Genomic DNA, 14,122 nt, shown 5'->3' with positions numbered 1-14,122 from the left:
CGTCATCCGTTCGGCCACGATGTTCATCGCTTGCGTGGGGTCGCCGGGGCGTTCGGCTTGCTGTGCGTGACCTGCAGATGACCGATCGTCCACAGAAGACCACAAGTCCGGTGGAGCGCGACAAGGCGCGAGCGAGCGGACAATGTGGATTCCTGGGCCGTCACCGCAGTCCTCGCACGGCCCGTGTCGGGGAGGCGGACTGTGGCGCGCTTCTATCCCAAGCACCTGCGAGCGAACGCCACTCGCGGGGAACGGGTCGTGTTCGACAAGCTCCGGTCCCTGAACGACTCGTGGTTCGTGCTGCACAGCCTCTCGTTCTTCGACGCGGGCCGGCCGAGGTGGCGGATGGGCGAGGCCGACTTCGTCCTGCTTCACCCCGGGCGCGGCCTGCTGATCATGGAGGTCAAGGACGGTTCCTACCGGGTCGAGGGCCGGCAGTGGTTCGCCCAGCGCCGCAGCGGTGACGTGCCGCTGAACGCCGACCCGTTCGACCAGGCCGTTCGGAACAAGTACGCCCTGACCGGGTGGCTGCGCGATACCGCCGGCATCCGGCACGTCCCGGCCGGGCACTGCGTCGTCTTCGCCGACGGCCGGCCCTCGGGCAATCTCGGTCCGCACGCGCCGGACACGATCGTGTTGACCGCGGCGGCGTTGGAGCACGCGCCGATGGTCGTGGAGCGCGTCATGGCGCACTGGGACCAGCACGGCTGGGCCAGCCAGTCGGATTTCGGGAAGGCCCTGGAGGCGTTCGCGCCGACCGCCGTCGTCGCCCGCACCCTCCGCTACGACGTCGATCTGGCATCCGACGACCTCGCCCGCCTGACCCAGCGGCAGATCCGCCTGACGAATCGCCAGCTGGAGGTGCTGGAGGGGACCTCCAAGAAGCGCGCCTCGCTGGTCCTCGGTGCGGCCGGCACGGGCAAGACGGTCCTCGCTCAGGAGCGGGCCCGCGAGTTGGCGGCCCGGGGGCTGCGGGTCGCCGTGATCGGACAACAGCGCAACCTCCGCCTGGAGATCCGGCGCAGGTTACGCGTGGAGGGCGTCAGCTCGGGTGAACCGGAGGACGTGCTGTGCGACCTGTACGGCGCCGATCGCCTGCGCGAGTACGAGGGCGAGCAGCTGTGGGTCACCGTGCTGGCCCTCGCCGAGGCGTACGGCAAGCCGCTGGACTGCCTCATCGTCGACGAGGCGCAGAGTCACGACGAGGACCTGCTGGACGCCCTCCGGGAACTCGTCCGCCCCGACGGCTCGGTGGTGCTGTTCGCCGACCCGTACCAGCGTGACTCCTCGGGGACGTGGCGCCCACGCCCCGACGGGTCGTTCAACGAGTTCTGGCTGACCGAGAACTGCCGCAACGTCCTGCCGATCGCGAAGCTCGTCGCACGGATCTCGGGAGCGCACACGCCCGTCACCGGGCCGGCCGGGCGGCCGCCACGCCTCAGCGGCGGCGCCGCGGACCTCGCGGCGGCGTGCGCCGACGCCGTCCTGAAGATCCTCAAGGACCTGCCGGCCTCCCAGCTGGTCCTGCTGACGTCGACGACGGCCAACCAGGCCGCGATCCGCCGGACCCTGGCCGACCGGGGCGTGCGGACGATGAACGGGCTCCGCGGCGACGAGCTGGCGGTCTGCACGGTGCGGCAGTTCCACGGCTGCGAGGCGCCGGCCGTGGTCTACGCCGACGACGGCGAGGAGGACTGGACGACCAGCTACATCGCGGTCAGCCGGGCCTGCGCCTTCCTGCACGTCGTCGGCCGCCCGGACCGGTGGGAACCCTTTCGATTCCTGATGGAGGATGGCTCATGACGCTGTACGACGAGGCTGTCACTTTCCTGGAGTCGGAAGGCTGGTCGGTTCCGGGCGAACTGCGGGGCGAGGTCGTCCGGGCGAGGCGGGCGGCGTACGCGGACAACAGCGAGCACATGACGGTGTGGTGCCCGGCCGCGCCGGACGCCGAGGAGCTGCAGCGCCGCGAGGCGACCCTCCTGCAGCGGTTCGCGGAGGAAGCGCGCACTCCGGGCGCGAAGTTCCTGCTGGTCGAGTCCACCCAGGGGCTGTCGACGGAGTTCCGGCGAGTCGCCAAGCACGAGTACAACGTCGACATCCGGGTCCCGATCCAGTTCTTCGACGCCCGGTTCAAGTGGGACGACACGCTGGTGTCGGCCCTGGCGGGCACGGCCGCGCAGCAGCTCCGTCGCGACGGGGAGACGGCGGCGCGCCGGCGTACCCCGCAGCCGTTCGAGGCGGTGGGCACCGGAGTGGTGGGCACCGACCTGCTCACCGAGCTGGCTCGCCGCTTCGACAGCCCGGCCGGCTGGGACCGACCGATCGTGCTGGTGACCGCGCCGGCGGGGTACGGCAAGAGCGTCCTGTTCGAGTCGCTGTTCGCGACGCTGTACACCAACTTCCAGAAGGCGAAGAAGCAGCTACGGCGGGCCTACCGGCCGCTGCCGCTCCTGCCGGACTATGCCGCGCTGGCGAGCGCGCCCGCGCTGGGCCCCATGGTCGACGCGCTGCTGCAGACCGAGGTCGCGCGGCCGGTCAAGCAGCCGACCTTCCAGTGGATGCTCACGCGGGGGTTCGCGAGCTGGCTGCTGGACGGGCTGGACGAGGTCATCGCCCAGGACCCCGGCTTCTTCGAGTACATCCACGAGATCGTCGCGCGGCCGGACAACCCGACGACCCCGCGCATCCTGCTCTGCGTACGGGATTCGCTGCTCAGCTCCAACCAGGCGCTGCGGGACTTCCTCACGGTGGCCCACGAGTACGTCGAGGAGTTCCGCCTGCTGCCCTGGCGACCCGAGTCGATCACCACCTTCGCGCGTATCCGCCTGCAGGACAAGGACCGCGAGCTGCTCTCGATCCTCGACGCGAAGCCGCAGCTGATGAAGCTCTGCGGCACCCCGTACTACGCCGAGCTGCTCGCCGAGCGCGTCGACGAGGGCAAGACCGACGGCATACCGAACGACTACTCCGAGATGGATCTGGTCCACGACGCCGTCGACGCGATCATGGATCGCGAGTACAAGAAGGAGCAGTTGCAGGAGCACGTCGTCTCCCGGCACGACCTGCTCGACGTCATCAGTCACGTCGCCGTCGCCGAGCTGGAGAACGACAACCGCGGCGTGCCGATCGACGAGATCGGCCAGCTCGCCGAGTTCGTGATTCCCTCGGACCTGTCCGACCCCGAGCGCGAGCGGTGCACCGCGGCCATCTGCCGCCTGCCGGTCTTCCGGGCCGCGTCGGAGCGGCAGCGGGTGCGCTTCGCGCAGGATGTGATCTTCGAGCACCAGATCGGCATCCGCGCCGCCCAGTACTTCGCCGTCAATCCGGTGCGGTTCGCGCAGCTGCTGGACTGCCGCCCGTTCCCGCCCGACTCCTTCGCCCTGCGGGTGCTGTGCGCCCGGATCAGGGAACTCGCCGCCGGCGAGGAGCTGCTCACCCGGCTGTCCAGCGCCACCGCGACCCCCACGGCGTTCCGCAACATCCTCCAGGTGCTCCTCGGGCTTCCCGACTGCGCCCGGCTGCTGATCCACGCTCCGCTGGAACGCCAGGACCTCTCCGGGCTCACCTTCTCGGGCCTGTCGCTGGCCGGCGTGAGCTTTCGCGGCGCGAACCTGGAGTCGACCCGCTTCCACAACTGCGTCATGACCGGCTGCGACCTGTCCGACGCGACGTTGCACGGCACCCGGTTCGACGCCTGCCTGCCCACCCTGGCCGAGGCCGACTTCGGGCACCTCACCGGCTTCGTCTCCGTGGAGATCGACTCGCGCACCCCGATCGAGGACGTCGCGGACTTCGTCAAGCTGCTGGGCGCGGACGGACGCCGGGAGCACCCCTTCGTCGGCCCGTGCCCCACCGCCCTTCAACTGCGGTTCCTGTTCCTGAAGTTCGTCCGGCCGGACGGCCACTACCGTCGTGACTCCCTCGACGAGAAGGGCCTGCTGTCGGGACGGCGCATCGTCGATCCGGCCTCCGTGCTCAGCGGCGCGGTGCGAGCCGGCTTCCTCACCGCCATCCCGAAGCGCCGCCGGTACGAACGCACGCACAGCCAGCTCTACGCGGACATGGTGGGGTTCGCCCAGAACCTGCGGGTGACCCCGGCCATCCGCTCGCTCCTGGAGGACACCTGCCGGGTGGAGGGGTGTGCGCACGTCGTTCAGGAGAACCCGACGACCGCGACCTTCGACTGAGTGCCCACCGGTCCGCGCCGAGCGGCCCGGCCCGCCGACGCCGGTCGGCGGCCGGAACCGGTCCCGGGCCGATGACGGCTACTTGCCGTGCGGGTCGTGCGCGTTGAGGGTCGCGACCACCTGGTCGTAGTCGCCGCGCGCCTCGCCGTACCGGAGGAATTTCACCCGCTCGACCTGGATCTCCGTGGCGTCGGGCTGCGCCTCGATCAGCGCGACGACCTCGCTCACGAACTCGTCGAGCGGCATGGCGATCTCGCTGCTCTCCTGCCCGGGCATCAGCGCCGTACGCACCGACGGCGGCTCCAGCTCCACGACCTTCACGCTCGTGTCGGCGAGCTGCAGCCGCAGCGACTCGCTGAGCATGTGGATGGCGGCCTTCGACGCGTTGTAGCTCGGGGTGACCCTGAGCGGCGCGAACGCGAGGCCCGAGGAGACCGTCATGATCGTGGCGTCCGGCTGCGCCCGCAGGTGCTCGATGAACGCGGCGATCAGGCGGATCGGGCCGAGCAGGTTGGTCGTCACGGTCGCCTCGGCCGAGTCGAGGAACGACTCGGGCTGGTGCCAGTCCTCGACGCGCATGATGCCCGCCATGGTGACGAGGACGTTGAGGTCCGGGTGCTTGGCCAGCACCTGCGCGGCGGCCGAGGCGATGCTCGCCGGGTCCGCCGTGTCGATCGCCACGGTGTCGATGTCGGGGTGCTCCGCGGCGACCTTCTCGAGCAGGTCGGTGCGCCGGCCGCCGATGATGACGGTGTTGCCCCGGGCCTTGAGCTCGAGGGCGAGGGCCAGGCCGATCCCGCTGGTGGAGCCGGGGACGAAGATGGTGTTTCCGGAGATGTTCATGCCTTGAGACTGGCCCACCGTCGCGGTTCGGGGGCAGAGACCGGTTATCGGGGGATCGGCAATCCCTGGTTGGGCCGGACGGCGGGCGGATACTGGGATCATGGACCGCGCAGCCCTGGCCGACTTCCTCCGCCGCCGCCGTGAGGCGCTGCAGCCCGCGGACGTCGGGCTGGCCACGGGCGCCCGGCGGCGCGCGCCCGGGCTGCGGCGCGAGGAGGTGGCCGCCCTCGCCACCATGTCGACCGACTACTACACCCGCCTCGAACAGCAGCGCGGCCCGCAGCCGAGCCCGCAGCTGCTGGCCGCGCTGGCCCGGGCGCTGCGGCTGACCGGCGACGAGCGCGACTACCTCTTCCGGGTGGCGGGGCACAACCCGCCATCCCCGGTGTCCGCGGCGACGCATGTCGCGCCGGCGCTGCTGCGGGTGCTGGACCGGCTGGCGGACACACCCGCGCTCATCCTGTCCAACCTCGGCGAGATCCTCGTGCAGAACCGGATGGCCGAGGCCCTGTTCGGGGACCGATCCGGCCACACGGGGCTGGCCCGCAGCGAGATCTACCGGTGGTTCACCGACCCGGCCGAGCGGTCCCGCTACCCCGAGGAGGACCGCGAGCGGCAGAGCCGCGCCCAGGTCGCCAACCTGCGCGCCGCGTACGGGTCGATGGGCCCCCGGTCGCGGGCCGGCGAGCTGGTGCGGGCGCTGCAGAAGATCAGCCCCGAGTTCGCCGAGCTGTGGGAGCGGCACGAGGTCGCCCAGCGCTTCGCCGACCACAAGACGCTGATCCATCCCGAGCTCGGCCCGATCGAGCTGGACTGCCAGGTGCTGTTCACCGAGGACCAGTCCCAGGCCCTGCTCGTGCTCACCGCGCCGCCGCGCAGCGAGGGCTACGAGAAGCTGCGGCTGCTCGCCGTGCTGGGAAACGAGCGCTTCCCGGCCAGCACCTGATCAAGGCTGATACCCGGCGCGGGTCGCGGAAACGGCCGGCGGGTGGTGGCCGGTGACCGGTCACCATCCGCCGGCCGACGCTCACGGCGTGGCGAGCGCCTCGGTCGGCGCGAGCCGCGCCGCGCGGATCGCCGGGTAGAGCCCGGCCAGAGCACCGATCAGCAGGGTCACGCCCACCCCGCCGCCCAGCGCCCAGGTCGGCACCACCGCCGGCCAGGACCGGGAGAACGCGTAGCCGGCCGTGACCCCGCTGCCCAGCAGCACCCCACCGAGCCCGCCGAGGGCGGACAGCAGCAGCGACTCGGCCAGGAACTGGGTGCGGATCTGCCCGCGGGTGGCCCCGAGCGACCGGCGCAGGCCGATCTCCGGACGCCGCTCCAGCACCGAGATCACCATGGTGTTCGCCACCCCCACGCCCCCCACCAGCAGGGCGACCGCGCCGAGGCCGAGCAGCAGCCCGGTGAACGCCTCGTCGGTGGCCTGCTTCGCGGCGAGCGCGTCCGAGGGGCGCGCCACCTTGACCTCGTTCGGCGCCTCCGGGTTCGCCGTGGCGGCGAGCACCGCGCGGACCGCCTCGACCGCGGTCTCCGACGTCCGGGTGTAGACCGTGGTCGGGTGCCCGTCGAAGTCGAGGTACGACCTCGCGGCGTCCCAGCCGACCAGCGCGGACAGGTCCAGCTCCGGCGCGAGCGGCGCCGGCGCCAGGATGCCCACCACGGTGAACCAGCGCCCGCCGACCTGGACCCGGACGTCCGGTCCGGCGGCGCCGATGCCGAGCCGCCGGGCCGTGGTGGCGCCGAGCACCACCGCCGGGTAACGGGCCGTGGCGGCGTTCAGCCAGGTGCCGCTGACCACCTCCAGCCCGACCGTGTCGCGCAGTTCCAGGCCGGCGGCACGGGCGGCGATCCCTCCGCTCTCGCCCCGCGAGATCAGGTCGGAGCGGTACACCCGCGCGTCCGACAGCAGCCCGGTGGCGGCGACCTCCCGTACCGGCCCGATCCGCCCGATCATCGCCACCGACTCCGCCGGCAGTTGGGCGTCGTCGCCGAAGAGCGTGTTGCCCGGACCCACGGTGAGCAGGTTGGTGCCGAGTTCGGCGAGCGTGCGGTCCAGCTCCGCCCGGGACGACGCGGAGATCCCGACCACCGACACCATGGCGGCGATCCCGATCGCGATGCCCAGCGCCGACAGGAAGGCCCGCAGCGGCCGGGTGCGCAGCCCGACGCCGCCGACCCGCACGACGTCCCGGGGGCGGAGCCGGGCGGGCGCCAGCCGGACCGGCCCCCTCATGCCGGCACCCCCACGGGCCGGTGGTCGGCCGTGATCCGGCCGTCGCGCATCTGGACCCGGCGGGGCAGGCCCGCCGCGACCTCCAGGTCGTGGGTGATCACCACGATGGTGGTCCCGGCGGCGTGCAGGTCGCGCAGCAGCGCCAGCACCCCGGCGCCGGACGCCGAGTCCAGGTTGCCGGTCGGCTCGTCGGCCAGCAGCAGCGCGGGCGCCCCCACCACGGCGCGGGCGATCGCCACCCGCTGCCGCTCGCCGCCGGACAGCTCGTGCGGCCGGTGGTCGAGGCGGTGCCCCAGCCCGACCCGGGCCAGCGCGGCCTCCGCCCGCCGCCGCCGCTCCCGCAGGGGTACGCCCGCGTAGAGCAGCCCGTCGGCGACGTTGTCGCGCACCGGCACGTTGGGAGCGAGGTGGAACTGCTGGAAGACGAAGCCGATCCGGCTGGACCGCAGCGCGGAGAGCTGCCGGTCGCCGAGCGCGGCCACGTCGTGCCCGTCGATGCGTACCCGGCCGGTGGACGGACGGTCCAGGGTGCCGATGAGGTGCAGCATCGTGGACTTGCCCGACCCGGAGGGGCCGACGATGGCGACCAGTTCGCCGGACCGGACGGTCAGCGACACCCCGTCCAGGGCCCGTACGCCACCCGGGTAGACCCTTGTCACGTCGGTCAGCTCGACCACCGTGTCGCCGGTCATGTCGGCATCCCCACGGTCGCTCCCTCGGTGAGCCCCGCGCCGGAGATCTCCACCCGGCCGGAGGCGAACAAGCCGGTCTGCACGGCGACGATCCGGGTGGCGGCGCCCTCGACGAGCTGCACCCCGTATCCGCCCTCGGCCAGCGCCAGCAGCGCGGCGACCGGCACGGTCAGCACGTCGCGGCGCTCGGCGGCGGTGAACGCCACCTTGGCCGAGGCCTGGTCGAACCCGGTCAGCGCCTTGGGGTCGGCCGCCGTCACGGTGACCTCGATCTTCGTCTCCGGGTTGCCCTGAGCGCCCGCCCCGCCGTCGGTGCCGGTCTCGATCACCGTTTCCGTGTCGGCGACGGTGCCGGGGACCTCCTTGCCGTCGGGCAGCGAGACGGTCACCTTGGCACCCTTCTTCGCCAGCCGCTCGTCGTCGACGTCGAGGGACACGGTCACCACCCGGGTGGTGCCGGTCCAGGTCAGCACCGCCTGCCCGGGCTGCGCCGGATCGCCGGGTTCCGCGTCGTGGCTCTCCACCCGGACCGCGCCGTCGGCGTAGACCACCCGGTCCGGCTCCACCCGGCCGGTCTGGGGCAGGCCGAGGTCCTCCTGCCAGTCCCGCACCGCGTCCGCGGTGGCCGAGGTGTACTCGTCGTCGACGGTGAACCCCGAATAGCCGAGCGCGGCCAGGTTCCGCTCGAACTGCCGCACGTCGTCGCCGGACGTGCCGGGACCCAGGGTCCGGTACGCCGGCAGCTTCCCGTACAGCAGCACGACCTCGCCGTCGTCGACCGCGTACAGCGGCCTGCCCCGGGTGACCTGGGCGCCGGTGGCGGCCAGCCAGGTGACCGTGCCGCCACCGCGCGGCGCCGCGCGGTGGCTGGCGCCGTAGCCGAGTGTCCCGTCGAAGCTCTCCGCGTCGACCAGGGTCTGCCGGGTGACCTGGGTGGTCGCCGGAGGCAGGCTGCCGCCGGCCGCCGTACCCCCGTCGCGGCCACCGGCCGCCACCGCGGCCGTGATGCCGGCCGCGGCGGCGACCACCACCGCCGAGGCCACCACCAGCGGGGTACGCGCCCGGCGGCGACGGCCGCGCCCGGCGCCCGGCGGCGGCGTGGTGGCCGCCGCGACCGGTGCCGTGCCCGCGCTCACCGGGCCACCGTTGTCCGCGCCTGCGGGGCTCGCCAGACCCGGCTCGCTCCTCGCGCTCACGGGGTCGCCATTGCTCGCGACTGCGGGGCTCGCGAACCCCGGCTCGCTCCTCGCGCTCACGGGGTCGCCATTGTTAGCGACTGCGGGGCTCGCGAACCCCGGCTCGCTCCTCGCGCTCACGACGCCCTCTTCATCAGCAGCGGCGCGTCGCCCTCACGGCACTTCTCCAGCGCGGCCCGGGTGGTCGGGTTCTCCGGGTCGATGCCGGCGCCGCCCTTGAGCTCGATGGAACCGTCGGGACCCGGGTCCGGGAAGTCCGGCACCCCGTTCTCCCGCATGCACCGGGCCAGCTTCCGTACCTTCTCCACCTGCTCGGGGTCGAGCTTGAGCGCCTTGCCGCCGCCCGGCATCAGGCTGCGGCACTGCTCCATGGCCGCCTGGACCTTCGCCTTGTCGGTGCCCGCGGGCATCCGGATGCGGAACCCGCCGCCCTCGCCGGGTTCCGGGTCCGGGAAGTCCGGCACCCCGTTCTCCCGCATGCACTGGGCGAACTCGCGCTGCCGGTCCTCGTCGCTGACCGGGGCGACGCCGGCGCTGGGCGACGCGCCGCCCGCCCCGCCGCCGGCCGTGGCCACCCGCTCCGCGTCCCGGTCGGCACCCGCGCAGCCGGTGACCGCCAGACCCAGGAGCAGGGGCAGGACGAGCAGTGTGCCCGACATTCGTCGGCGCATGGCACAACTCCTTCCTCCCGGCCGGCGCCGATCGCCAGCCGATACGGACGAGTCGACCGCAGCGGCGGTATCCCGGGCGTAACCACCGGCGTTAACGCCGCCGTTATCCACTGGCGCGGCACCATGGGGGACGTGCGAGTACTGGTGGTCGAGGACGAGACGCTGCTGGCCGACTCCATCGCGGAGTGGCTGCGCCGGGAGGCGTTCGCCGTGGACGTGGCGTACGACGGGGACGCGGCGCTGGAACGGCTCGGCGTCACCGACTACGACGTCGTGGTGCTCGACCGGGACCTGCCGGTGGTGCACGGCGACGACGTCTGCCGGGCGGTGGTGGACAGCGGCGCCGAGACGCGGGTGCTGATGCTGACCGCCGCTGCGGCCGTGCGGGAACGGGTGGCCGGACTGGCCCTCGGCGCCGACGACTACCTGGTCAAACCGTTCGCGTTGGTCGAACTCTCCGCCCGGGTGCACGCGCTGGCCCGGCGCGCCCGGCCGGCGGCACCGCCCAGGCTGAGCCGGGCCGGTGTGGTGGTCGACCCGGCCCGCCGGGAGGTCTACCGCGACGGCCGGTACGTCGCGCTGTCCCGCAAGGAGTTCGCGGTACTGGCGGAGCTGGTCCGGGCCGGCGGGGCGGTGGTCTCCGCCGAGGAGTTGCTGGACCGGGTCTGGGACGAGCACATCGACCCGTTCACCAACGTGGTGCGGGTGACCGTGATGAAGCTGCGCCGCAAGCTCGGCGACCCGCAGGTGGTCGAGACGGTGCCGGGAGTGGGGTATCAAATTCCGTGAAACGACTGACCATCCGGGCGCGGCTGACCCTGGTGCACGGCGGGCTCCTGCTGCTCGCCGGCGTGGTCCTGCTCGCCGTCACGTACGTGCTGGTCGACCAGCGGATGCGGGAGCCGTTGACGGGCGTGATCGCCAAGGCCGACATCGTCAAGGCACCGTTCGGCAAGCTCCCCACCCCCGGTGCGGCCGAACAGGTGCGGTTCCTGCTGCAGGAGGCCCAGGACGAGGCGAAGCGGAACGCGCTGGAGTCGCTGCTGACCCAGGGCGGGGTGGCGCTGCTGCTGATCTCGATGGTGGCCCTCGGCTTCGGCTGGCTGATCGCGGGGCGGGCGTTGCAGCCGCTGCACCAGATCACCGGCACCGCCCGGCGGATCGCCGCCGCCGACGCGGGCGGGCGGGGCCTGCACGAGCGGATCGCGCTGCGGGGGCCGCGGGACGAGGTGAAGGAGCTGGCCGACACCTTCGACCTGATGCTGGAGCGGCTGGACCGGTCCTTCGACGGGCAGCGGCGGTTCGTGGCGAACGCGTCCCACGAGCTGCGTACGCCGCTCGCGCTCAACCGGTCGCTGCTGGAGGTGGCGATGTCCCGGCCGGGTGCCTCCGCCGAACTGCGGCAGCTCGGGGAGACGCTGATGGCGGTCAACGAACGGCATGAACGGCTCATCGACGGCCTGCTCACCCTGGCCGACTCGGAGCAGCGGGTGGTCGAACGGACCCCGGTCGACCTCGCCGAGATCGCCGGCCACCTCCTCGACCAGGTGGCCGGCACACCGGGGCTGACCGTACGCCGGCGGCTCGCGCCCGCCGCCACGGCCGGTGACCCGGTGCTGCTGGAGCGGCTGACCCAGAACCTGGTGGAGAACGCGGTCCGGCACAACCTGCCGGCCGGCGGCGAGATCGACGTGAGCACCGGAACCGTCGACGGCCGCGCCACCCTGGTGGTGGTCAACACCGGGCCCGTGGTGCCCGGCTACGAGATCGAGGCGATCTTCCAGCCGTTCCGGCGGCTTCACCACGACCGGGTGGCCGCTCCCGGGCGGAGCGGCGCGCAGGACCGGGCCGGTGCCGGGCGGGGCTTCGGGCTGGGCCTGTCGATCGTGCGGGCGGTGGCCCAGGCGCACGGCGGCGCCGTGCACGCCCACCCCCGCGACGGCGGGGGACTGGTCGTGACGGTGACCCTGCCACCCCTGGGTGCGGCGGTCCCGGCCCAACCGGCGCGGACGCTGCCCGCCGCGGCGCGCGGCTGAGGAACCGCCACCGAGGCCGCCGTGAATGGATTCCGGGCGGCACACGAATGGTGGTTCACGCCGCCGGGGATTCCCGGCTTTCCTGTCGGCCTACCGTCACTCAGAGTGTTCATCTGATCCGTCTCCGTCGATAGCGTCAGTGCACTGGCCGTCGACGAAAGGCCGACGATGAACGACAACCCGTACCCGTTCTCGCGCCGGCGCCTGCTCGCCGGCGCGGCGGCGGCCTCGGCGGTCACCGTGACCGGCGTGGCCGCCGCCCCGACCGCCGCCACGGCGACCCCCGTCCGCGCCACCACGCCGCTGGTCACCCGGGACCGGATCGCCACCGCGGCGCTGCGCGCGCCCGACGGCACCGCGGCGGCGGTCGCCTTCCAGGCGGACTTCCACGCCCGGCTGGCCGCCTGGCTGGCCTTCTGGTCGGCGAACTCGCCCCGCGCCTGGAGCGCCCCGGTCCAGGTCGTCGGCCGGGTCGCCCCGGCCGGCGGCGCCCTCAGCCTGTACGCCATCCGCTACCGCTGCGACGACGAGCTGCGCGCGGGCTTCGCGGCGGCTCGGCGGGACGCCAGCCACGCGGCGACGGTGGCCAGCCTGCACCACCACTTCCCGAGCGTGCGCGTCCGGCCGGACGGGGCGGTCCGGGTCGGCGACGGGCCCGCCGGGTTCACCGGCGCGTCCGGGCAGGTCGCCTTCGCGGTCGCCGCCTGCCGGGAGCTGTGGGGCGACGGCGACGCCACCGCCGCCCGCTGGGCGGAGCACGCCGGTCGGGCGCTCGCCCGGGCCGGACAGCCGGCCGACGCCGCCTCGCACGCCGGCTGGGCGGCCTTCACCCGGATCAGCCTGCGCCGCGGGCTGGGCACCGAATCGTACGAGTGACCGGAGGTAGTACATGTCCCGCAACGAGTTCCGGTTCGTGGTCGACGGCGTCGACCTGACCCCCGAGCAGCAGACCCTCATCGCCGGCGAGATCCAGAAGGCCGGCCTGGCCGCCCTCGGCACCGCCAACGCCCGGCTCACCAACCCGCTCACCGTCGGTCACGGCAACCTCAAGCTGCGCCCCGAGTGGTACGGCCTCTGGGTGCTCGACGGCCCGTTCGCCCAGGACCTCGGCCAGAAGATCAACGACATCGGCTTCTGGATGCAGCGGTGACCGACGCCGCCGGGCGTACCGACCCGCCGCAGCGGATGTGTCCGAGCACGCCGGCGGCGAACGCCACGGTGTTCCTCGGCATGATCACTCCGGCGGGTCGGGTCGCCTACGTCACGCCGGCCGTGCCGGCCGAGGTGGCGCTCGCCGCGGCCGGCGACTCCGGCGCCCCGGTGGAGTCCCGCTTCCGGCTGGCCGGCCCGTGCGTCACGTCGTCCTGCGGCTTCTGGACCGGCGAGCACTGCGGCCTGGGCGCACGGATGGCCGCCTCCTACGCGGAGACGGCCGAACCGGGCGAGGAGCAGTTGCCGAAGTGTGCGATCCGGCGTACCTGCCGGTGGTTCGCCGAGCAGGGCCCGGCGGCCTGCCCGGCCTGCTCGCACGTGGTCACCGACGCGCGCTGAGGCTCAGTCGCCCGGGGGCGTGTAGTCGGTCTGCGTCCGGGTCGCCTCGTCGACCTCGGCCGGGGTCAGCAGCGGGGTGACCCGGGTCCGCAGCCCGCCCGCGGCGCCGATGCGGATCGCCAGGGCGGCGGCCGTGCGGTGGTCGGGCAGGTCGCACAGCACGTAGGTGTCGTCGTCCGTAAAGGCGAAGTGCATCGACAGCAACCGCCCGCCGGCCTCCTCGACCAGCTTCCGGACCACCTCGGCGCGCTTGGTGCCGCCGTCCCGGGTCAGCCCGTCGATGCCCTCCACGGTGTAGACGGAGCGCAGCAGGAACGCGGGCATCTCAGCTGTTGCCCTGCCGCTGCACGCGTTGCGCGCCCTCGACCTTGGCCCGGCCGTGATCCCGCTCGCTGCCGCCGGCGCCCGTCGCGGTGTGCAACTGGTGCCGCTTACCCGTGCGTTCCATCCCCGAGCCCTGGCGGCCCGGCGCACCGGTGCCTGAATTCCGCCCCGCCCGCGCCGACTCGCCGCCCGGATCGTGCTTGTTCTGCTTGTGGCTACCCATGGGCCGCGGTTACCCGCTGCCCCCACCGCTAGTCCTGGCCCCGGACCTGGGCTCGGTCCGTGGCACGGGCGTGGTGCGGTGTCCAGCGCCGGCGCCGGATCGTCGCGCCCCTCAGGTACGAGGGTGAGCGCGGTTCCGCCCTCCCAGCGCGACTGAGCGG

General features: G+C 73.4%; 15 protein-coding genes. 8 read left to right on the top strand and 7 right to left on the bottom strand.

Going from position 1 to position 14,122, the window contains the following annotated elements; genetic code table 11:
• Positions 1-144 precede the first annotated feature (144 nt).
• Both RMN56_RS05895 and RMN56_RS05890 read left to right on the top strand, forming a co-directional pair.
• Positions 145-1,803, top strand: coding sequence for a nuclease-related domain-containing DEAD/DEAH box helicase (locus RMN56_RS05895; RefSeq protein ID WP_313722817.1), 1,659 nt, complete (start codon positions 145-147; stop codon positions 1,801-1,803).
• A complete protein-coding gene (locus tag RMN56_RS05890) occupies positions 1,800-4,190 on the top strand; it encodes a pentapeptide repeat-containing protein (protein WP_313722816.1) in 2,391 nt (796 codons plus the stop codon). The genes RMN56_RS05895 and RMN56_RS05890 overlap by 4 nt, the downstream gene beginning before the upstream one ends.
• A gap of 78 nt (positions 4,191-4,268) precedes the next feature.
• Here the strand turns inward: RMN56_RS05890 and RMN56_RS05885 are convergent, their stop codons facing one another.
• A complete protein-coding gene (locus RMN56_RS05885) occupies positions 4,269-5,033 on the bottom strand; it encodes an SDR family oxidoreductase (protein ID WP_313722815.1) in 765 nt (254 codons plus the stop codon).
• A 100-nt stretch (positions 5,034-5,133) separates the two neighbouring features.
• Between RMN56_RS05885 and RMN56_RS05880 the strand changes: the two genes are divergently transcribed.
• Positions 5,134-5,979 carry a helix-turn-helix transcriptional regulator gene (locus RMN56_RS05880; RefSeq protein WP_313722814.1) on the top strand — a complete coding sequence of 282 codons (846 nt, stop codon included), beginning with the start codon at positions 5,134-5,136 and terminating at the stop codon, positions 5,977-5,979.
• 81 nt (positions 5,980-6,060) lie between these two features.
• On the opposite strand, the gene RMN56_RS05875 is transcribed toward RMN56_RS05880, so the two are convergent.
• The 4 genes from RMN56_RS05875 to RMN56_RS05860 form a co-directional block, all read right to left on the bottom strand.
• Entirely contained in the window at positions 6,061-7,269 is a 1,209-nt protein-coding gene (locus RMN56_RS05875) for an ABC transporter permease (RefSeq protein WP_313722813.1), read from the bottom strand.
• Entirely contained in the window at positions 7,266-7,961 is a 696-nt protein-coding gene (locus tag RMN56_RS05870; RefSeq protein WP_313722812.1) for an ABC transporter ATP-binding protein, read from the bottom strand. Before RMN56_RS05870 ends, RMN56_RS05875 begins: the two co-directional genes overlap by 4 nt.
• A complete protein-coding gene (locus tag RMN56_RS05865) occupies positions 7,958-9,010 on the bottom strand; it encodes a peptidoglycan-binding protein (protein ID WP_376787308.1) in 1,053 nt (350 codons plus the stop codon). The genes RMN56_RS05870 and RMN56_RS05865 overlap by 4 nt, the downstream gene beginning before the upstream one ends.
• A 263-nt stretch (positions 9,011-9,273) precedes the next feature.
• Positions 9,274-9,828: a hypothetical protein gene (locus RMN56_RS05860; protein ID WP_313722810.1), complete on the bottom strand. Its 555-nt coding sequence runs from the start codon at positions 9,826-9,828 to the stop codon at positions 9,274-9,276.
• A 132-nt stretch (positions 9,829-9,960) separates the two neighbouring features.
• On the opposite strand from RMN56_RS05860, the gene RMN56_RS05855 reads away from it, so the two are divergent.
• The 5 genes from RMN56_RS05855 to RMN56_RS05835 all read left to right on the top strand — a co-directional run bounded on the left by RMN56_RS05855 (position 9,961) and on the right by RMN56_RS05835 (position 13,415).
• Entirely contained in the window at positions 9,961-10,617 is a 657-nt protein-coding gene (locus RMN56_RS05855; RefSeq protein ID WP_192579705.1) for a response regulator transcription factor, read from the top strand.
• Positions 10,614-11,864, top strand: coding sequence for a sensor histidine kinase (locus RMN56_RS05850; RefSeq protein WP_313722809.1), 1,251 nt, complete (start codon positions 10,614-10,616; stop codon positions 11,862-11,864). Before RMN56_RS05855 ends, RMN56_RS05850 begins: the two co-directional genes overlap by 4 nt.
• Positions 11,865-12,032: 168 nt before the next feature.
• The gene (locus tag RMN56_RS05845; RefSeq protein ID WP_313722808.1) at positions 12,033-12,740 is read left to right on the top strand and encodes a hypothetical protein; all 708 of its coding nucleotides are present in this window, start codon (positions 12,033-12,035) and stop codon (positions 12,738-12,740) included.
• A gap of 13 nt (positions 12,741-12,753) precedes the next feature.
• A complete protein-coding gene (locus RMN56_RS05840) occupies positions 12,754-13,014 on the top strand; it encodes a hypothetical protein (RefSeq protein WP_313722807.1) in 261 nt (86 codons plus the stop codon).
• The gene (locus RMN56_RS05835; RefSeq protein WP_313722806.1) at positions 13,011-13,415 is read left to right on the top strand and encodes a hypothetical protein; all 405 of its coding nucleotides are present in this window, start codon (positions 13,011-13,013) and stop codon (positions 13,413-13,415) included. The genes RMN56_RS05840 and RMN56_RS05835 overlap by 4 nt, the downstream gene beginning before the upstream one ends.
• Before the next feature lie 3 nt (positions 13,416-13,418).
• On the opposite strand, the gene RMN56_RS05830 is transcribed toward RMN56_RS05835, so the two are convergent.
• A complete protein-coding gene (locus tag RMN56_RS05830) occupies positions 13,419-13,739 on the bottom strand; it encodes a GYD domain-containing protein (protein WP_313722805.1) in 321 nt (106 codons plus the stop codon).
• Position 13,740: 1 nt separating this feature from the next.
• Complete coding sequence (locus tag RMN56_RS05825; protein ID WP_313722804.1) at positions 13,741-13,962, bottom strand: hypothetical protein; 222 nt, start codon at positions 13,960-13,962, stop codon at positions 13,741-13,743.
• Between the last annotated feature and the right edge of the window lie 160 nt (positions 13,963-14,122).

The sequence above is a fragment of the Micromonospora halotolerans genome, assembly GCF_032108445.1.
In the GTDB taxonomy this organism is placed as follows: Bacteria; Actinomycetota; Actinomycetes; order Mycobacteriales; family Micromonosporaceae; genus Micromonospora; species Micromonospora halotolerans.
This window is presented reverse-complemented; position numbering and strand designations above follow the sequence as displayed.